General features: G+C 60.9%; 15 protein-coding genes and 1 pseudogene. 7 read left to right on the forward strand and 9 right to left on the reverse strand.

What is annotated here, in order from left to right:
* Both Mhypo_RS13665 and Mhypo_RS13670 read left to right on the forward strand, forming a co-directional pair.
* A partial coding sequence (locus Mhypo_RS13665; protein WP_119341847.1) for a PEGA domain-containing protein occupies positions 1 to 289 on the forward strand: 289 nt, incomplete at its 5' end.
* A 165-nt stretch (positions 290 to 454) separates the two neighbouring features.
* Positions 455 to 3,217, forward strand: coding sequence for a tetratricopeptide repeat protein (locus tag Mhypo_RS13670; protein ID WP_119341848.1), 2,763 nt, complete (start codon positions 455 to 457; stop codon positions 3,215 to 3,217).
* Here Mhypo_RS13670 and Mhypo_RS13675 read toward each other — a convergent pair.
* From Mhypo_RS13675 to Mhypo_RS13710, 8 genes are all read right to left on the reverse strand, one after another.
* Positions 3,211 to 3,927: an alpha/beta fold hydrolase gene (locus Mhypo_RS13675; RefSeq protein WP_119341849.1), complete on the reverse strand. Its 717-nt coding sequence runs from the start codon at positions 3,925 to 3,927 to the stop codon at positions 3,211 to 3,213. The two genes, Mhypo_RS13670 and Mhypo_RS13675, sit on opposite strands and share 7 nt — an antisense overlap.
* A 274-nt stretch (positions 3,928 to 4,201) precedes the next feature.
* Complete coding sequence (locus tag Mhypo_RS13680) at positions 4,202 to 5,464, reverse strand: CCA tRNA nucleotidyltransferase (protein ID WP_240637258.1); 1,263 nt, start codon at positions 5,462 to 5,464, stop codon at positions 4,202 to 4,204.
* A 72-nt stretch (positions 5,465 to 5,536) separates the two neighbouring features.
* Positions 5,537 to 6,307 (reverse strand): PIG-L deacetylase family protein, encoded by a 771-nt coding sequence (locus Mhypo_RS13685; protein WP_119341851.1) that lies wholly within the window; start codon positions 6,305 to 6,307, stop codon positions 5,537 to 5,539.
* A 76-nt stretch (positions 6,308 to 6,383) separates the two neighbouring features.
* Positions 6,384 to 8,276: an amylo-alpha-1,6-glucosidase gene (locus Mhypo_RS13690; RefSeq protein ID WP_119341852.1), complete on the reverse strand. Its 1,893-nt coding sequence runs from the start codon at positions 8,274 to 8,276 to the stop codon at positions 6,384 to 6,386.
* 145 nt (positions 8,277 to 8,421) lie between these two features.
* Positions 8,422 to 9,789 carry a carbohydrate ABC transporter permease gene (locus Mhypo_RS13695; protein WP_119341853.1) on the reverse strand — a complete coding sequence of 456 codons (1,368 nt, stop codon included), beginning with the start codon at positions 9,787 to 9,789 and terminating at the stop codon, positions 8,422 to 8,424.
* 8 nt (positions 9,790 to 9,797) lie between these two features.
* Complete coding sequence (locus Mhypo_RS13700; protein ID WP_119341854.1) at positions 9,798 to 10,889, reverse strand: carbohydrate ABC transporter permease; 1,092 nt, start codon at positions 10,887 to 10,889, stop codon at positions 9,798 to 9,800.
* A gap of 546 nt (positions 10,890 to 11,435) precedes the next feature.
* Positions 11,436 to 12,671 carry an extracellular solute-binding protein gene (locus Mhypo_RS13705; protein ID WP_119341855.1) on the reverse strand — a complete coding sequence of 412 codons (1,236 nt, stop codon included), beginning with the start codon at positions 12,669 to 12,671 and terminating at the stop codon, positions 11,436 to 11,438.
* A gap of 101 nt (positions 12,672 to 12,772) precedes the next feature.
* Complete coding sequence (locus Mhypo_RS13710; RefSeq protein ID WP_119341856.1) at positions 12,773 to 13,756, reverse strand: LacI family DNA-binding transcriptional regulator; 984 nt, start codon at positions 13,754 to 13,756, stop codon at positions 12,773 to 12,775.
* 471 nt (positions 13,757 to 14,227) lie between these two features.
* Here Mhypo_RS13710 and Mhypo_RS13715 point away from each other — a divergent pair, with 471 nt between their 5' ends.
* Positions 14,228 to 15,292 (forward strand): glucose-1-phosphate thymidylyltransferase, encoded by a 1,065-nt coding sequence (locus Mhypo_RS13715; protein ID WP_119341857.1) that lies wholly within the window; start codon positions 14,228 to 14,230, stop codon positions 15,290 to 15,292.
* Between the two features lie 56 nt (positions 15,293 to 15,348).
* The gene (locus Mhypo_RS13720; protein ID WP_119341858.1) at positions 15,349 to 16,041 is read left to right on the forward strand and encodes a LysM peptidoglycan-binding domain-containing protein; all 693 of its coding nucleotides are present in this window, start codon (positions 15,349 to 15,351) and stop codon (positions 16,039 to 16,041) included.
* A gap of 153 nt (positions 16,042 to 16,194) precedes the next feature.
* On the opposite strand, the gene Mhypo_RS13725 is transcribed toward Mhypo_RS13720, so the two are convergent.
* Entirely contained in the window at positions 16,195 to 16,578 is a 384-nt protein-coding gene (locus Mhypo_RS13725; protein ID WP_119341859.1) for a metallopeptidase family protein, read from the reverse strand.
* 148 nt (positions 16,579 to 16,726) lie between these two features.
* On the opposite strand from Mhypo_RS13725, the gene Mhypo_RS18180 reads away from it, so the two are divergent.
* The 3 genes and pseudogenes from Mhypo_RS18180 to Mhypo_RS13735 form a co-directional block, all read left to right on the forward strand.
* Positions 16,727 to 16,900, forward strand: coding sequence for a hypothetical protein (locus Mhypo_RS18180; protein WP_170148308.1), 174 nt, complete (start codon positions 16,727 to 16,729; stop codon positions 16,898 to 16,900).
* A gap of 164 nt (positions 16,901 to 17,064) precedes the next feature.
* Positions 17,065 to 18,165 carry a phenylalanine--tRNA ligase subunit alpha gene (pheS, locus tag Mhypo_RS13730; protein ID WP_119341860.1) on the forward strand — a complete coding sequence of 367 codons (1,101 nt, stop codon included), beginning with the start codon at positions 17,065 to 17,067 and terminating at the stop codon, positions 18,163 to 18,165.
* 114 nt (positions 18,166 to 18,279) lie between these two features.
* Positions 18,280 to 18,849: pseudogene (locus Mhypo_RS13735) on the forward strand (phenylalanine--tRNA ligase subunit beta); the annotation flags it as partial.

Consider the following 18,849-nt stretch of genomic DNA (forward strand, 5'->3'; position numbering starts at 1 on the left):
CACCGAGACCACCCCACCCCCGCCTGCCCAGCCTGTGACCTCGGGCAGCGTGCGCGAGGTTGAGCCAAGCTGTCCTTGCCTCCTGAACGTGAGTGTCAATGCAGCGAACCCCACCGTTCGCATCCTGCAAGGCACCACCGAGATTGCCAGCAGCAAGCTGGGTCGCTCGAGCTTCCTGCTCGAGGCAGGCGACTACACCCTGCAGGTCGAGGCCCCCGGCTACCGTACCTTCAGCGCCCTGATTAACGTGCCGCGCAACAAAAACCTGGAAGTGGAGTTGGTGCAGTAGGGCTCAAGATCCGAAGCCGAAGGCCATAGCCCCTTGTGACGGGCAGAACGGGCTGCGTTTTGCTTTCATTGGCAAGCTCAGATGCGCCCCCAGGGCATTCAGCATTTAGTTTTCGGCACATTTTTCCTTGCAGATTACACTACACCCCGGTATGGTGTAGGTATTGTGGGAGAAGTGAGTACACTCTGGCAAAGCTACCTGGAGACCCTGCGCCCACACCTCTCCGGGCGCGACCACCGGGGCAAAAAGGGGAGCTTGCGCTGGCTCGAGGCCGCCGTGGCCGAGCGTGGTGGACGGGCCGGAACGGTTCGCAACATTTTGTACAAAGACCTGGGCAGCCCGGAAGAGAAGCTCCGCCTGTTTGAGGTGATCGGCGATTTGTACACCGAGTCGGGCCTGCAAGCGCCCTCGCTGCCCTCGGAGCTGGCCCTGGAGTCGGCCCGGCGGGCCTTAGGGCGCGACAAGCGCCGGCTATTCCGGCGTTTTGTGCGGGCGCTGGAGCAGGGCGACAAGCCCCAGATGGTGGTGGTCGGGGGGCCCGCTACCGGCAAGGGCGTGCTGCTGGCGGCGGTGGAGCGGGCGGTGCCCAACTGCCTGATGGTGAACCTGGGGGGGGAGCTGGCCCAACATCTGCACCCCCTGGCCGAGAAGCTGCATATCGAGCTCGAGGGCATCTTCTCCCAGCTTTCACCCACCCAGCCCTACGCGCTGCAGGCCGCCCTGCAAGACGAGCTGCGTAACGAGATCGCCAAGGCCCTCAACGCTCACGGCAAACCCCTGCTCCTGCGGGCAGAAAAAGAGGGCCAGATTGGGGGGCTTAGCCTGCGCGACGCCCAGGGCAACCCGGTAGGGCTGGCGGCCTGGGTCGAACCTCTGCTGCGCCGTCTGACCATCCCCTTTTTGGCTGGTCTTTCCGAACCCCCGCCCAACCTGGCCTGGAGCCCGCTCTCGGCCCCCAGCCGGGCCGAGGCCCGCCGCTACGTGAAAGACCGCCTGCCCGACCTACCCCCCGAGCGGGTGGAGTCCCTGGTCAACCAGGCCGGGCGCAACTTTGCCGAGCTTTCTCGGCTGGTCTTGCTGGAGGCGGCCCAAACCCACGGGAGCACCCCGAACCTGGCCCAGGACACCACCCTGCGCCCCATCCTGCATGCGCTGGCTATACTTTCCCCCGAGCCCGACCCGGGGGTTCCGGTAGCTCTGCTGGAAAAAGCCCTGAACAAAGGCCTCGAGCACCTCTCGCAGGCCGAACGGGCCCTGCTGGCCCCCATGGGCGAGGGCAAGGTACGCCCAGCCCTGCGCACCCTGCTGCCCACCGTTCCGGAAAAAGAAGCCCGCAAACTGCACACCCTGGCCCTGGATTTTTTCAAGAACGACCTGTTCCGACAGCTTCACCACGCCCGGGGGGCTCAGCGGCTCGACAGGTTGCTGGAGCTGCTTTCGCAAGACCCCAGCCGGCTTTCGCTCCTGCCCACCCTCTGGGCCGAGTCGCAGCACTGGCCTGGCCCCGAACGCGAAAAACTGGCCATGGCAGTGGTGCGCTACCGCGCCGTACTGGGCCAGTACGCCCACCCCGAGGCCCTGGAGGCCCTCGACTTACTTTTTCGCTCCGCTGACCCCGCCACGCAGTCTTGGGCCCGGGTCAAGGCCGCCGAAGCCCGGGTGGACGCGGGGGATTTCCCCGCTGCGCTGGAACTGTTGCCCCCACCCGAAACACTCTCGGGCGACGTGGGGGCCGAAGGTCTTCTGGTCTGGGCAGCGGTGGAGCGCTGGCAGGGCGATTACGCCCAGGCCGAAGCCTATGTGCAGCAAGCCCTCTCGTTGCCCATCCAGCCTTTTCTGGCCGACCGGGTGCGGCTATGGCAGGGCTTGGTGGCCAAGGACGCTGGCCGCTTCGAGGAAGCCCTGGAAGCCCTGCGGCAGGTCTCGCACGATCCGCTGCTGGTGGGGCGGGCCCGCTACCAGTCGGGCGACCTGCTTTTACGTACCGGCCGGGTCTTCGAGGCCGAGGCCCAGATGCGGCAGGGCCTGGAAGCCCTCGAGTCCTCGGGGGCACCGCCAGAAGAGGTAGCCCGGGTACGGGCCCGGTTCGGCACCGCCCTGCGGCGCATTGGCAACTTCGAGGAGGCCGAGAAATACCTTTACCAGTCCATCCGCGAAGCCTCCGACGGGTTTATCCGCGCTCGAGCCATGAGCGAGGCCAGCGTATTGGAGCTCGTACGGGGTCGTCCCCTCGAGGCCTTGAACCTGCTGGCCGAGGCCGAGGCCTATCTGCGCGAGGTACGCGAACGCCCCGAGGAGGCCCACTACCGCCACCGCCGTACCCTCTACCGAATTGCCGTGGCCTACTGGGTGCGGGCCTGCGGCCTGCCCTATCTGCCCCCCTTTGTGGGCGGGCAAAAAGCGCCTGACGCCGAGCGGATTTTGCGAGAGCTGCGCGAAGAACTCCTTAGCAAAAAGCTTCCCGGCGACCGCTATATTGCCCTGGCGATTGACGTGGCCCTCAAGCTTTCCTTGCTCATGCCGCCCGACCAGGCCGAGGCCATGATGCAGGGCTGTTTGCAGCAAAGCGACCCTTACTTCCAGGCCCAGGCCCGCTTAGGCTATGCCGAGACCCTCGCAAGGCAGGAGAAGTGGGCCGAGGCCCTAGCACAGGTGGTGCAGATTGGCGATTTGCAAGACCCCGGGGTGCAGAACTGGAAACTGGGTCTGGAAACCCAGGCCTTGCTGGGGCTCGGCCAGGAGGAAGCCGCCTGGAAGAAGCTGCAAAGCTGCATCGGTCTGCCAGCCCCCTACCGCGCCCAGCTGGGCCGGGTGCTGGGGAAAATCTGGCCCGCCGAGGCGCTGCGCCAGCGGCTCAAAACCCAGTCACCGCTCGCCCTAGACGACTGTTTGGCCCTGCACCTGAGCCAAAAGGCCCCCGCTCAGTGATCAATCTCCCACAAGAAGCCCAGCAAAGCCGTATTGAAAGCTTTGGGGTTCTCCAGGTTGGCCAGATGGCCCGCCTGAGGAATTATGAGCATCCGGCTATCGGGGATCTGGACGGCCATCTGCCGTGCGTCCGCAGGAGGGGTCAGGGTGTCCTCTTCCCCCACCAGTATCAGCGCCGGGATGGCAATATCTGGCAGCAACGGTACCGAGTCCGGGCGCTCGGCCAGCCCTTTGAGGCTGGCAATGGTCTTGTCTGGATCGACAGCCAGCAAGGTCTGGCGAACCTGCTCCACCAAAGCTGGGTTCCGGGTGCGCGTAGTCCCGCCAAGGTGACCCGGCAACAACGCTTCGGGCAGAAAACCCGTTCCTTCCTGCCGAATCCGCAAGGCCATCTGGGCCCGAGCCGCTTTTTGTTCGGGGGTATCGGAGGTGGCGCGGGTGTCGGCCAGCACCAGGCCCGCAAAGCGTTCGGGCTCGAGGTTCCACAGTCTGAAAATCACATACCCACCCATGGAAAGCCCCACAAACACCGCCTTCTCCCAGCCCCGGTTGTCCATTTCCACCAGTACATGGGCCGCTGCGCTTTCCAGGCTCTCAAAACCCAGGATGTCCGGCACCAGCACGGGGTGCCCCTGAACGACCCAAAGCTGCTCCTTCCACATGGCCGGGCTATAAGGAAAAGCATGAAGCAAAATCACCGGAACAGACATGTCCCAAGCATAGCCGAAAGCCAAATGCTTCCACTACCTGGTGGCCACGGCATCCAAACCACGATACATCCAGGCACCAGGCCCTTGACCACGCTACCTGTCGCGTTTCCCACATTTACGCTACACGCGATGCAGCGTAAATTACCCCACACCCCATGGCTTCCAAAGGAAGCTGTGTGGGGTATCCGTGGGAGGCCGCTCTGGTAGACAAACTTGAGGCATGGGACAAGCTCAATTGAGCGCAACCTGAAAGCTCACTGTCCGAAACCTGGGGTCAGGCTTCCCTGGATAAACCCTTCAGGGCTGCCTGGTACAGCTTTTCAATATCGGTCTCGCCGGTTTCCAGTTGCCAGTCGTAGGCAGCCTGAAGCATCCGGCTAAAGTCCTTTCCGGGCTTGTGGCCCCGCTCAATCAGATGCCGCCCCAACAAAACCGGCTTTACCGGCACCGGCTGGGGCTCAAAAAACTTCCAGGATTCTGGCGAACGACGCTCGCCTCCATCGGCCTCGTACAGGGCCTTCAGGGCGGGCAAGTGCGGCCCGGCCTGGGCCTGAAACTTGCGAATGGCCGCCGGGGTGGGCTTGGTAAAGACCGGCACCATGTGCAAAGCCGTGGTGACCACCAACTCCTCTCGCAGGTCGTTGGGCAGGCGCAGGTCGCGGGCGATACGCGGAATCAGGTCGGCCCCTACCCGCTCGTGGCCGTGAAAGCTGTACCAGCCTTCGGGTTTCCAGCGGGCCGTGTCTTTCTTGCCGATGTCGTGCAACAGGGCGTGCCAGCGGTAGCGTGGCGGGGCCCGGTCAAGTACCTGAAGCACATGCGTGAGTACGTCCCCTTCAGGGTGCCAGCGGGGGTTTTGCAGGAGCAGGTGGGTGTCCTCAAACTCGGGGATCAGGCGCTGCAGGATTTCCAGGTCGTACAAGTAGCGCACGAAGCGGCTGGGCGTGCCATTCTGAAAGGCCTTATCGAACTCGGCGGTTACGCGTTCGATGGCCACATGTGAGAGCACCTCCGGGGCTGCCGTCCGCGCCGCTTCCAGGGTCTTTTGCTCGATTTCGAAGCCGTAGCGCGCCACAAAGCGGCCAGCCCGAATCACCCGCAGGTAGTCCTCGCGAAAGCGCTGGGCCGGGTCACCCACCGCCCGCAGCACCCCCGCCTCGATGTCCTGCTGCCCGCCGTAGGGGTCGATCACCCGCCCCTGGGCGTTCAAGGCAATGGCCCCGATGGTGAAGTCGCGCCGGGCCAGGTCCTGTTCGATGCTCTGGCCCCACTGGACCCTGGCCTTGCGCCCGAAGGTTTCTACGTCGCGCCGAAAAGTGGTGACCTCGTAAGGATGGCGGTCAACCAGCACCGTGACGGTGCCATGCTCGATGCCGGTGGGAATGGCCTCGAGGCCATGGGCTCGGGCCAGGCGCATAACTTCCTCGGGCGGAGCCGGGGTGGCAAAGTCCAGGTCTTCTGGGGTCAGGCCCAGCAGAATGTCGCGCACCGCCCCACCCACCAGGTACAGGTCGGGTAGGAAGGATAGTTTTTGCATGACAGCCTGGTAGTCCATAGCCAGCGCCAAACGTTGAAGGTGACACCTGCGGGGCTTATTGCCAGGGCGGTTCTACACTTCTAGACCCCGCAAATCCTCTACAGAAAGCCCCCTGATTCCGCCCAGCACAAAGCACTCCTCCTCGAGCAAACCCGGCCAGTCTTGCAGCACTTGAGCGAAGTTTTCCTCCGGTCCGGCCTGCGAGGCATGAGCCAACACCGCGGCCCGGATGGTCGCGGCATAGGGTCGCACATCCACGCGCAGCGCCACCGAGCAGGCCGAAACCCCGTAGCGCCCAGGGTCAAACTTGGTTCTGGCTACCTGTTCCGTGAGGCGCACAGGGAACAGGAGGTACTTTGGGGGGTCGGACATCACGTTGCCCGCACGCCAGAACGCCCCCACAGTAGCCCGGTGCAGGTGAATGTGGTCTGCGTGCCCGTAGTAGCCCTGCGGGTCAAAGCCAATCATCACCTGAGGGCGGATCTGGGCGATGTGTGCGAGTAAAACGTCCTCCACCTGCTGCAAGTCCTGGTGCATGAAGCCCTGGGGATTGGCCTGGGCCACCTCGAGCGGATAGCCGGAGTCCTGGTAGTCCAGAAAAATAGGCGTTTGCAGGCCCAGGATGGCGCAGGCGGCCTCGAGCTCCTTTTGGCGCAGCCTGCCCAGCGCCGGCCCTTTTGGATAAAGCGATGTATCAATGGCCGGATGCCGAATGCGGCCCTGCTCCCCCCGGGTCGCACAGATCAGGAAAACTTCGTGGCCCAGGGAAGCGTATTTGGTCAAGGTACCGGCACAAAAAAACGATTCGTCGTCGGGGTGGGCAAAGATAGCGAGTAGACGCATCGCTTCCCAGTGTACCGCTCTTCACCCAGGAGGTCAGCGCATTTTTTTCGAACGCCCTAGCCTTTGCTTTTTCGATTTACACCCTCACCTTGCGCAGCTCGAGCACCCCCCGCACCGGATGCTTGCGGTCTATTTCCTGAATCAGGCGCAGCATGTACACCACTGCTGCTGAATCCCAGGCTTGCGGCCTGCAGGAAGCCGGATATGGCACCGGGGGCTCCCCCTCCTGCCTTGGATAGCCCCCCACCAGCTCCGGCAAGCGCCAGTCGTGCTGGGTCATGGCCAGGCGGAACAGGTTCTCGGCGGCCTGCAGGGCCTCCTCGTAGAAGCCATAGCGCACCAGTCCGCCGATGAACAGGGCGGTATCGTGCGGCCAGACCGAGCCGTTGTGGTACGAGAGGGGATTGTAGCGCACCTCATCCGTGCCCAGGGTGCGCAGGCCCCAACCGCTGTAAAGCGCCTCGGAAAACAGGGTCTTGACCAATTGGGGCGCGACCTCATCCGGCACGATGCCGCTCCAAAGCAGATGGCCGGGGTTAGAGGTCAGAATGGCCATGGGCTTTTTTGCGCCATCCAGACCGGCTGCATAAGTTTTGCGTTCCGGCAGCCAGAACTTCTGGTGAAAACGGGTTTTGAGGGCTTGGGCCCTGGCGCCCCATGCTTTGGCCTGATCAACCTGGCCCAGCGCCCGATAAAACTCGGCTGCACCCTGATAGGCCATATAGGCATAACCCTGCACCTCACAGACCGCAATAGCTCCCTGGGCCAACGAGCCATCCTGGTGGCTTTGCGAGTCGTGCGAATCCTTCCAGGACTGCACCACATGGCCCCGATTGGTGTTGGGAGCGTACTCCAAGAAGCCGTCCTGGTCGGGGTCTGCGTAGTCGGTCATCCAGGTGAGGGCTGCTTCCCAGTTGGGTTGTAGCTGGCGTACAAAAGCCATGTCGCCGGTATCTTTCCAATGCTGGTGCAGCAAGATCAAAAACAGCGGGGTGGCGTCCACGGTGCCGTAGTAACGCGTAAAGGGCACTTTTCCGGTGCGCGAGAGTTCGCCCAGGCGCATCTCGTGGATAATCTTGCCGGGGGTCTCGTCCAGAATGGCATTGACCTCGGTGCCCTGATATTTGGCCAGGTAGGCTAGCACCCCCCGGGTCACATCGCTGGCCCAGGGCTGCATCATGTAGGCTGTGAGCAGCGAGTCGCGGCCAAAGGGGCAGACATACCAGGGGATGCCTGCCGCTGGGAAAAGTCCGTCGGGCAAAGAAAAAAGCAGGGCCCGCAGGTCGGTAATGGCCTGCTCCAAGACCCGTTGGCTGCGCCCGCTTTCCATATAGAGCGGGAAGCGCTTCTTCCAGTCCTCATAGTCGGGCAGCGGCGGGGTGTGGGGCTCAAAGGGGCTCTCGAAGCGGCCCTCCAGGCGCAAGCTTACTTTTTGCTTAGGGGCGAGTTCAAACCTCCACTGGAAGGTCTTGCCGTCAGCAGGGGTGGCTTCACTGGATAAGTCCGGGGCCGATGGTGGGGCAGGCAAGGGATCAAAAGAGAGATGGGTCGCGACCCGCAGGCCATCCTCGGCGGTATATTCGAAGCCGTCAATCTTGCGCGAAACCTTGTGCCAACCCTTGGCCTCGAAGAGGTCGGCAAAGTCGGCAGCGGCCTCGAGGGCTATCTCCACGGTCTGGGTCTTCAGCGAGGTGTTTTCCAGCTCGAGCCGCTCGCTAAAGCCGCCCCGCACTATATGCAGCTCGCGCCTCATACCTACTAGCTGGTCGGGCCCCATCATCAGACTCCAGTGCTGCACCAGGCGATCCGGACGCGGCGTCTCGGAAACCAGCAGGCCAAAGCCTGGCATGTTCCACAGGTAACGAGAGAGGTAGCGGGTGTCGTGGCGATAGAAACCTCGTTCGTCCTTATCGGCCATCCCCTGATCAGACAAAACAGCGTAAGTATCGTCTTCTTTGAGCGGCAACATGTAGAACCTCGATATGGCCGGAGGCTATACGCTAAAGGCTAAAAGTGCAGGCGAAATCTGTTGTTGGGAAACCATGTGCGCCATATCCTGCTCTAGTTGATCACCTAACTCAGCTTTTAGCCTTCGGCTTTGAGCGTTCAGCCGACTAGCCTTTCAAAGCGCTGGTCGAAACCCCCTCCACAAAGTAGCGCTGAAACACCACAAAAAGAATGATAATGGGAATCATGGAGAGAAAGGCACTGGCCAACATCAGGCCCCAGTCGCCCGCCACCCCGTAAGCACTGCGAAAGAAGGAAAGGCCCAGGGGCAGGGTGTAATTGGTCTGCTGACCCGACAGCACCACCGCCGCCTTGAAGAACTCGTTCCACATGCCCTGGAAGGTCAGGATGGTAAGGGCCCCCAGCGCGGGCGTGGCCATGGGGATGATGATGCGAAAAAAAGTGGTGATGGGGCTGGCCCCGTCAATCAGGGCCGCTTCCTCAATTTCGCGGGGAATGGACTCGAAAAACTGCTTCATGATGAAGACCGCCCCGGCCCCCACCGCACTCCAGACCACCATGCCCCACAAGCTGCCCAAAAGACCCAGGTCGCGCAGCACCAGGTAGTTGGAGATGAAAATGGCCTGGGCCGGCACGGTCATGGTAAAGACCACGAAAGCAAACAGGTAGTTCTTGCCGGGGAAGTACATCCGGGCCAGGGCGTAGCCGGCCAGCGAGGCAAAAAGCAGGGTCGTCAGTACCACCGCCAGCGAGACCAGAAAAGTGTTCAGCGTCCAGCGCAAAAAGAAGCTGGCTCCGGTGTTGGGGTCGCGGGCCTCGTTAAAAACCCGCACATAGTTGCGGAAGGTATACCCCAGAAAGCCAGGCGCTGCACTATCCCAGCTGGCCACCCGCCCCCGGCGCTCGAGGCGGTTGGGATCCAGGGTTGCCGAGTGATACATCTGCCCCCTGGGTGCTTCGATATCCAGGGGCAGACGGGCCGCCTTGGGCCCTTGGCCCTCGTAGGTAATGGTGAAGCCGTAGGTAACGATCTGGCCCGGCTGGCCCCCCACCAGCGCCGAACGGCGGCCCACCTCCTGCACCTCCGAGACCCTGGCGTACTGCGCCGCCTGCACTTCGTCAAAAATGGCCCCCAGGCCCGCCCCCGCCCGCCGGGTCGGAACCGTCACCATTGGGGTTTGGGGCTCCTGGCCTTCTTCCACAAAATAGCTGACCTGAAAGGGAATCCTGGCCCCTGGCGCAAATCCCCCCGTCCAGGGGTTTCCTGCACCCAACTGCCCCAGCCGCCAGGCTGCCGCCCAGTTTTTGGGCTGGGTCTGGGCAAAGGAGTAGCGGAAGGGCCACTCGAGGGGATTATCCTTCAAACTACCCAGATAGGCCACGTAAAATGGCCCAATAAAGAAAACTGCCAGGGCCAGCATGGCCCCATAAATCCAGGCCGCCCTGGCCCAGCGCTGCCTGGCCAGGTGACGCTCATCCAGCTTGCGCACGGGTTTTATCACTTGCGCCGCCATAGCTCCTCCTAGTGGGCTTTCTCCGAAATGCCCAGGGCCCGCTGCAGCAACACAATCGCAAAGGTCAAAGCCGCCAGAATAATGGCTGCCGCCGAGGCCAGCCCTACCCTGCCCTCTCCACTGAACACATTGTTGTAGACGTAGTAGGCCAGCACAATTATGGAATCCAGCGGAGCTGCATCACCCATCAGGGCCACCTGGTCGAACATCTGCAAGGTACCAATAAGCGAAAGAGTAATCACCAGAAAGGTTACCGGGCGCAGCATGGGCACGGTCACACTAAAAAACTGCTGCAGGGGTGAGGCCCCATCAATTGCCGCCGCTTCGTAGATGCTTTTGGGAATGTCCTGCAAACCCGCAAGAAAGATGAGCATCAGGGTGGGAATAGTGGTGAAGGTGTTGAGCATAATAATGCTCCACAGCGGAATGGGAACCCCCAGGAAGCGGTCGGAGTTGGTCAACCAGGTAAACTCGGGTGGCTGGGCTTCCCGTGGCACCACCGCCCCCAGGGCTACCAGGAGCCAGGTTAGCGCCAACCCCACCGCCAGCGAGATGGTCGCCAGGGCCGGGTCAGTGAGGGCCACAGGTAGGCCGCGCATGCGTTCCCAGCCCACCTGTAGAGCCTGAGCCAGTGCAAAGATGACAAGAAAGGTCAGCAGCACCGGGGCCAGCGAACCAATCCAGCCAACAAAGGTGTTGAGAAAACCGGTTTTCTGAAAGAACCAGATTGCAATCACGGTCACGGCTGCCGAAGAAAGCACGCTGGGGATGTAGTAAACGGTACGGAAAAAGGTAATCCCCCGCAGGCGCTGATTAAGGATGGCCGCCATGCTCAAAGCCAGAAAGGTCTGGAGGAGGGTCACGATCAGCATAAAGCTGATGGAGTGGGTCAGAGCGGCAATAAAACGAGGGTCTTGAAACAATTGGACAAAGTTTGCAAAACCAACGATCTGATAGGACTGCCCAATCAGGGTCTTGTCAGTAAAGCTAAAGCCGAGGGTGCGCACAAAAGCAAATACAAAGAAAACGCCAAGGTGAACAAGGAAAGGAGCCAGAAACAAGAGAGCATAGAGCGCTTCTGTTCGTTGCGATCTAAGCATGTATCCCCCTTTTCAGTAGTAAGCCCGCGATAGGAATGTTGGCCCAAACCAGACTGCTAGTGCACCGGTAACTTGTTTTGTGGTGCGTTTTGAAGCACGTTGATTGCCCAACATTGCGATGTGGGGCTCATTCAAAGAGACAGTGGTGCATGCCGGGTTCCTGGTTACCAGACCACTAGTTACGATGCTTGCACTGGCACGGCCTTATTACTGGCTACAGCTGCATATCCCATTTCTACTGCGGAGTGGTTGGCATGGGTTCGAGCGCCAAAGAACCGGTCTCATAGCGGATTCAAAAAGACAGTTCACAAAACCAAAAACCCATAGGTTGTCTTTTTGAATCCTGGAGCACACCCCTCCCGAACGGTCGGCGAAAAAGCGTCTCCCTTTCCAAGGGGCGGTATCGCCCTCCGCTACGCGGATAACTTCCAAGGGGCGGTATCGCCCTCCGCTACGCGGATAACTTCGGCCCGGTTGATTCGTTACCGTTCGGTAACGAATCAACCGAATCTGGTATCAGTGCTCAGACCCACACCTTGGTTCGATTTATCGCACCAGGCGGTTGAGCTCGGCCTGGGCATCGGCCAGGGCCTGATCAACCGACTTCTTGCCGGTAATCACCGCCAGCAAGGCTTCGTTGATGGGCCGCATCCACTCGCCCCCATCCAGTGAACCAAACTTGAAGGGCAGCACCGCTCCGCCCACGTTGGTCGATCCCTGGAAGACCACCCGGTTCAGCTCGTTTTCCTTGCCGGGGCGCTGGAAGATGGGGCTGTTGGCCAGAGCGCTGCGGCTGGGCAGGGCCAGGCCACGGGAGAGAATCCAGTTCTGGGCCTCGGGGCTGGTAAGCGCCCGTAGCACCTTGGCGGCGGCCTCCTTGTTGCGTGAGGCGGCGTTCATGCTCCAGGAAACGGTGAAGATGAAGTTGCCCCGCTGCTTGGTTACCGGGTCGAGAGGAATGAGCGTGGTACCGTAGCGCATGTTGGGCGCCTTGTCGCGCAGGAAGCCCCCAATCCAGGCTCCCTCGATAGCTACCGCGGCCCGCTCGGCGCCAAAGCAGCCGCCGGTCCAGCCCTCGCCCAGGTCCTGGGCGTATTTACCGGCGCCATCTTTTACCAGGCTGGTGTACCACTCAAAGGCCCGGCGGAAATTGGCATCCAGTACGGTACGTCCCTGGGCATTGAAGGGTCGCCAGCCGGTCGCATAGGCAAAAGCGCCGAAGCGGGCGTGGTCGGCCACCACGCAAAGCCCTGCCACATCCTTGACTGCGGCTTGCACCCGCTTGAGCTTGTCCTTGAAGGTGTCCCAGGTGTCGGTCTGGTTTGGGTAGGGCACTTTGGCCTCGTCGAAGAGATCGCGGTTGAACTGCACCGCCAGGGTGTTGAAGTCCTTGGGCAAACCGTAGACATTGCCCTTGAGGGTGAAGGCGTTCAGCAGGTTACGGTTGAAGACCGAGAGTTCCTGCGAGGTGAAGTACTTGTTTAAAGGCTCCACCCGACCCGAGGCAAACAGCGGCTCCGACCAGAAGATGTCCACGTAAAACAAGTCTGCGGCAGTACCTGCCGAGAGCGCATTCAAGAGCGCTGCACGATAATCGCCTTCTACCCCCTGGTATTCGGCGCGGATGTTATCCTTTTGTAGCGCCGGATTGACCACTTCCCGCACCAGGCTGCTGATAATGGCCGTATCGTTGCCACCAAAGCCCTGCAACCGTACCACCGTTTGCGCCGAGGCCATGCCCAACGCGGCTAAAGCCAGACCTGCTACCCACCATCGCTTCATGATTGCCTCCTCAAGTTAGTGTGAAAAGTACTCGAGCCCAAAAAAAAGCCAGAACGCCAATGTGATGTTTCCCTTTCGAGGGGCCTGAGGCCAAGCGACACTCAGGCGGTTTTCACCTCCCGCAGGCTGGTGGTGCCCCGAAGCACCATTTGCACCGGCACCCGCATCCCATGCGGGGTACCTCCGGCCAGCGATTCTTTGAGCAACCGAACCGCAGCCCCTGCAATCTGCCCGATATCCTGGCGCACCGTGGTGAGGGCGGTGCCTATCTCCGGCAGGTCGTCGAAGCCTACCAGCGAAACGTCTTGAGGTATTCGCAGACCCAGATCTTCCAGGGCTGCCGCAGCACCCACGGCCATCTCGTCGGAGGCGGCAAACAAGCCCGTAAAGCGCAGCCCTTGCTCCCAAGCTTTGCGCAGTACCCGGTAAGCCGTAAGAGTAGAGAAGTCGCCATCCAGCACGAGATGCGGTTGAAAGGGAATGTTATAGGCTTCCAGCGCCTTGCGGTAGCCCAGCAACCGCTCGCGCCCGACCTGCTGCTGGGGCTGACCGGTGAGGTGGGCAATCTCCCGGTGGCCAAGCTCGAGCAGGTGCCTGGTAGCAGCATAAGCCCCCCCTTCGTCGTCGGGGGCTACCCAGTAAGCGCCGGGATAGACCCCAATCAGTACATGGGGGGTTTGGGCGTTTTGCAAGGCTTCCAGGCGTGGGTCGTGATCGTGCGCCCCCAGAAGAATATAGCCTCTGGCGGGCTTCAGGGGCAGTCCGGCTGCATCGGTGGGGGTCTCCTCCAAACGCATCCCCTCGCGCCAAAGGGCCTCGGTCAGGTGTTCAAACAACAAGACAAAATAGGGAATATAGCGACGCACCCCCGGAGCCAGCAAAATTCCTACCGTGTCGCCCCGCCCGGTAAGCTCGCGGGCGGCCTGCATGGGCACGTACCCCAACCGCTCCATCACCTCGAGTACCCGCTCACGGGTTTGCGGGTGTACCCCAGCGCGCTGGTTCAGAACCCTGCTCACCGTCCCGGTTGAAACCCCTGCCAAGCGGGCGACATCTCCAATGGTGGGCATCCGGCGATTGTCCATAAGACCTTTTGTAAGCGTTTACAGTTTTTGTAAGTTGAATATACAAACCTTTCCAAGAATTGTCAATCACTGGATATATTGTGCTCTAAAAAAGATTTTCTGATCATCCAGGCTGTTCGCCGATTCTGCTTCAATTGATCGCTAGATAAAATGTAATCGCTTACAACACATTATCGGCTCGCCACACCCTCAGATGTGCAACCCTTCTCAACCACTGCTAATACCAGATTCGGTTAGTTCGTCACCAAAGGGTGACGAACTAACCCGACCGAAGTTATCCGCGTAGCGGAGGGCGATACCGCCCCTTGGAAAGGAGACGCTTTCTTCGCCGACCGACAGTGAAGGGCCATCGGCCCCCGGCTAGCGCCGGTACTCAAGGGAGGGGTGTGCTCTAGGATTCAAAAAGACAGCCTCTAGTGTTTTTGGTTTTGTAAACTGTCTTTTTGAATCCGGTATAAGATAGGCCTCAGCATGAAAGGATTGATTCTTGCCGCCGGACGCGGTACCAGGCTACGTCCCCTTACCCATACCCGGCCCAAACCGGTCATTCGGCTAGGTGGTAAACCCATCATTTACTACGCAGTGGAGAACCTCTTCGAGGCAGGCATTACCGAGGTGGGGGTGGTGGTCTCGCCGGATACCCAGGAAGACATTCGGCAAGCCCTCAAAGATTTCCCAGGGGTTCAGATCACCTACATCGTGCAGGAACAGGCCCTGGGTATTGCCCATGCGGTCGGCACTGCTAAGGAATGGCTGGGCCAAAGCCCCTTTGTGCTTTATCTGGGCGACAACCTGTTCCAGCATGGAATCAAGCCTTTTGTCGAGGCCTTCAAGCCCGGCATTGGGGCGGTAATTGCCCTGGTGCGGGTGCCCGACCCCCGGCAGTTTGGGGTAGCGGTGTTGGAGCAGGGGCGTATTGTTAAGTTGCTCGAGAAACCCAAAGACCCACCTTCCGATCTGGCCGTAGCGGGGGTGTACGTATTCAGCCCGACCATCATGGAGATCATCGCCAACCTCAAACCCAGCGCTCGCGGCGAGTACGAAATCACCGACGCCATTCAGGCCCTGATGGATCAGGGTCATACCGTGCTGGGACAAGAAATTACCGGCTGGTGGAAAGATACCGGGCGGCCCGCCGATTTGCTCGATGCCAACCGGCTCTTGCTGGTGGAACAAAAAAGCCCTACCCCGGTGGTGGAGGGGCACGTGCACGACAGCCAGATCACCGGACGGGTGGTGATCGAGAAAGGAGCGGTGGTCAAGAACAGCACCGTGCTGGGCCCGGTGCACATCGCTCAGAACGCCATGATCGAGGGGGCCTATATTGGCCCTTTTACCTCGGTGGGGCCCAACGCCACGGTACGGCAGGCCGAGGTGGAGTTCTCCATTTTGGAAGATGGCGCGGTAGTAGAGGACGTACCCTTGCGGCTGCACGAGTGCATCCTGGGGGTGGGCGCCAGGGTAACCAGGCGCAACGGCCTGCCCAAAGCCCACAAGCTGGTGCTGGGCGATTTGAGCAGCCTCGAGCTGGCCTGAGCTGGTTTGCATAATCCTTTGATAGAGCCGGGGTATACTCCGGTTGGAGGTAAATTATGTGGCCGTTTGGAAAGTCATTGTCTGCTCGAGTTCAGGATGCCATCAACCAGTGGCCCCCACTCCAGGGGCTGGGCCTCAACATTCAGGAACAAGGAGGGAATGTTCGTATCGCCGGGGCAGTTCCCCGTCAGCCCCACCTGTCCCTGCTGCAAGCCACGGTAGAAGGGGTTAAGGGGGTCAAGTCGGTGGACTTGAGCGGTGTCATCGTGGCGCAGCAAGAGGTCTCCGAGGCCGCCATTGCCGCCGAAGAGGAAGCCATCCGCAAAGCCACCGAGGCCAGCAAGCTGGCCAAAAAAGTGCTGGCCACCCTGGAAGCCAACGGTGAGCTCAAGGATGACCCCATCGCGGTGTTGCAAAAGGGCACCGGGGTTGTGCTTAAGGGTGCGGTGGACAGCCAGCACGAGTACAACTTGGCTGTTCAACTAGCCAAGCAAGCCGGCGCCACCGAGGTTGACGCCAGCGAACTGCAAATTGTGGAAGGTGCCAAGTCCAGGTTCGCTGCCGAGCAGGGCGGGGTCAACATCCCCGACGAATGGTACACCGTGCAGCCCGGTGATACCCTCTCGGGCATTGCCCTGAAGTTTTATGGCGATGCCTCCCGCGATAGCTACATGAAGATTGCCAAGGCCAACAACATCGCCAACCCCGACCTGATCCGGGTGGGCCAGAAGCTACAAATCCCCCGCTAAGGCCCACATACGCCAAGCCCCCGCCTGGAGCGGTTCCCACGAATTCCCCAAACAGCATCCTTTGGAAGCTATGCGTGTGGGGTAATTTACGCTGCATCGCGTATAGCGTAAATGTGGGAAACGCGATGGGGGCTTTTTTCGTTCCCCCGTGGCTTAGCGCCCTTCCCGATAGCGCCGCAGGTTCTGCATATCCTCTTGTACAAGGTCGTCCCGCCAGGCCAGCGATTCCAGATGGTGGCGCAACTCATGCAGCAGGGTCTCCCAGATTTCACCCTCCCAGTCAAACGCAGGGTCTGCGGCAGCCAGCGCTGCAAAAGAGCCATAAAACAGGGCAATATGCCGGCCAATGCCTGCATGGCCCCCCAGCACCGAGGGGTAGCCGGGATCGTAGTACTCGCCCAGGCGCAGCAGGTCGGGCTCGTCGGGGTCGGGCTTGAGGTGCTCCAGTACATGAAGGCCGTGCAGGCCACGCTTATACTCGGCGGGTATTTCCTCCCACAGTCGCTCGACGGTCTCGAGAAAGGCCTCGTAGGTCATTGGGCCCAGTCTGGCACAGATAAGCGAAGGCAACCGTGAGGCGGATAAGGGTGATGAGCCTCGGTCCAACCTGCTGTTCGCACCTTGCTGGAGGATGTTCTTTGAAGCCGTGCTCTAGCTGATATCCGCTACACCCTAAAATAAGCGTGTGGAATCCCTCAAACTGGTAGGCACGCTGTTATTGGTGCTAGGCGCGGCTGAGATAGCGCTATGGCGGGTGCTGGCCCCACGCAACCCAAACCTGAACAGGGTTTTTCCCATCCTGATATCCAGCGCCGTAGCGAGCGCAGTACTGGGGCTGGTTTTGTTTGTGGTGGGCTAGCAGTGATTGACCCAGCTTTCACCCGGATGGTACGCTAACCGACAAGTATGGCCAGGAGGTGGTTTTTTAGATAGGCCTGCGGGAGATGCAACACTCTCTCGTGGGCGGCCTGTGTGCCGCCCATTGCTTTTAGGTAGACTGGGCGAGGTTTTTTTGGAGGCTTGATGAACATTGAGGCAGCACTGGATGAAATCGGCAAGGCGTCCACTTTGGAACACCTGCAGGGCCTGAAGGTAAAGTATCTGGGTAAGAACGGCCTGGTAACTCAGGAAATGAAGACCCTTGGCCAGCTGTCCCCGGAAGAGCGTCGGGAAAAAGGTCGGGTGCTCAACGAGTGGAAAAAAATCCTGGAAAGCGCCCTGGAAGCGCGCGAAGCCCAGCTCAAGGAAATGGCCCTACAGGCGAGGCTTCTGCAAGAGTCCATAGACGTTTCGCTCCCCGGCTATGCCTTTCCTTCGGGGGGGCTGCACATCACCAGCCTGATTTTGCAGGAGCTGGTAGGCATCTTTCGCAAGCAGGGCTTTGGCGTGGTGGAGGGCCCGGAGGTCGAGAGCGAGTTCTTCAACTTCGACGCCATCAACATGCCCGAGTGGCACCCCGCCCGGGACATGCAGGACACCTTCTGGGTGGAGCTTAACCGCCGGTCGGCGAACACCCGCGCCGAGGAAGAAGGCTCTGAGGGAGCTTTCACCATCCGGGGCCCTTTCGGCGAGGACGTAACCGGCCTGGGGGGGGCGGTGCTGCGCACCCATACCTCGGGGATGCAGATTCGCTACATGATCCAGCACACCCCGCCCTTTCGGATTGTGGTGCCGGGGCGGGTCTTTCGCTACGAGCAGACCGACGCTTCACACGAGGCCATGTTCCACCAGCTCGAGGGCCTAGTGGTGGGGCCCAACATCACCATGGCCGACCTCAAAGGGGCCATCAGCGAACTGGCCCGGGGGCTTTTTGGCGAGGAGGGCAAAGCCCGCTTCCAGCCGACCTACTTTCCCTTTGTGGAGCCGGGGGTGCAGTTTGCTATGTGGTGGCCCGAGCGGCAAAAGTGGCTCGAGCTCGGCGGGGCGGGCATGGTGCACCCCTACCTGTTCAAGGCTGTGGACGACTACCGCGAACGGCAGGGCCTGCCCAGGGCCTACGAGGGCATGACCGGCTGGGCCTTCGGGATGGGGGTCGAGCGGCTGGCTTTGCTGCGCTATGGCATTCCAGACATTCGCTACTTCTACCAGAACCGCCTGAGCTTTTTGCGGCAGTTTAGAGGTTAGCCATCGCTCATACCTGATAGCTGTCGTGGCAAAGACCTGAGACATATAACATTTCGCAAGAATCCAGGCCGACAGAACCGAATGTAAGCTGCCTTTGCCAAAAACGAGGTTCCCATGAAAATCGTCTATAGCTGGCTCAAGGAATTTCTGCCCGATACGCCCGGTAGCGAGCGCCTGGAAGAGCTCTTGGCCGGGCTGGGCCTCGAGACCGAATCCATCAGCAAACTAAACCCTCCCCATCGCAACGTGGTGTTTGCGCGCGTGCTAGAGGTGCAAAAGCTTGAAGGCAAAGAAGTCCGTAGGCTCGTGCTGGACATCGGACAGGAGGTGCAGGTGGTCTCTGGTGCGCCCAACGCCAAAGCTGGGGTGGGGGTGGCGCTGGCGCTGCCGGGAGCGGTATTGCCCGACGGAACCGAACTGGGGGTGCGCCGGATTGCGGGCCTCGAGTCCTACGGCATGGCCCTCTCGGCCAAGGAGCTAGGGGTGGGCGAGTATGCGGGGGGCTTGCTGGAGTTCGCCCCCGATGCTTTACCCCCTGGAACCCCTCTGGCCGAGGTCTGGGGCCCCGACGAGGTAATCGAGGTCGAGATTACCCCCAACCGCCCGGACTGGCTCTCGGTATACGGGGTGGCCCGCGACCTGGCCGCCCTGGGCCTGACCCTCGTCACCCCCAACCCCAAGCCC

The organism is Meiothermus hypogaeus (assembly GCF_003574035.1).
Taxonomy (GTDB): domain Bacteria; phylum Deinococcota; class Deinococci; order Deinococcales; family Thermaceae; genus Meiothermus; species Meiothermus hypogaeus.

Excerpts from the sequence above, each read along its gene's own strand:
- Mhypo_RS13675 (WP_119341849.1), bottom strand. The coding sequence starts at position 3,927 with ATGTCTGTTCCGGTGATTTTGCTTCATGCTTTTCCTTATAGCCCGGCC.
- Mhypo_RS13680 (WP_240637258.1), bottom strand. The coding sequence starts at position 5,464 with ATGCAAAAACTATCCTTCCTACCCGACCTGTACCTGGTGGGTGGGGCG.
- Mhypo_RS13685 (WP_119341851.1), bottom strand. The coding sequence starts at position 6,307 with ATGCGTCTACTCGCTATCTTTGCCCACCCCGACGACGAATCGTTTTTT.
- Mhypo_RS13690 (WP_119341852.1), bottom strand. The coding sequence starts at position 8,276 with ATGTTGCCGCTCAAAGAAGACGATACTTACGCTGTTTTGTCTGATCAG.
- Mhypo_RS13695 (WP_119341853.1), bottom strand. The coding sequence starts at position 9,789 with ATGGCGGCGCAAGTGATAAAACCCGTGCGCAAGCTGGATGAGCGTCAC.
- Mhypo_RS13700 (WP_119341854.1), bottom strand. The coding sequence starts at position 10,889 with ATGCTTAGATCGCAACGAACAGAAGCGCTCTATGCTCTCTTGTTTCTG.
- Mhypo_RS13705 (WP_119341855.1), bottom strand. The coding sequence starts at position 12,671 with ATGAAGCGATGGTGGGTAGCAGGTCTGGCTTTAGCCGCGTTGGGCATG.
- Mhypo_RS13710 (WP_119341856.1), bottom strand. The coding sequence starts at position 13,756 with ATGGACAATCGCCGGATGCCCACCATTGGAGATGTCGCCCGCTTGGCA.
- Mhypo_RS13715 (WP_119341857.1), top strand. The coding sequence starts at position 14,228 with ATGAAAGGATTGATTCTTGCCGCCGGACGCGGTACCAGGCTACGTCCC.
- Mhypo_RS13720 (WP_119341858.1), top strand. The coding sequence starts at position 15,349 with ATGTGGCCGTTTGGAAAGTCATTGTCTGCTCGAGTTCAGGATGCCATC.
- Mhypo_RS13725 (WP_119341859.1), bottom strand. The coding sequence starts at position 16,578 with ATGACCTACGAGGCCTTTCTCGAGACCGTCGAGCGACTGTGGGAGGAA.
- pheS (WP_119341860.1), top strand. The coding sequence starts at position 17,065 with ATGAACATTGAGGCAGCACTGGATGAAATCGGCAAGGCGTCCACTTTG.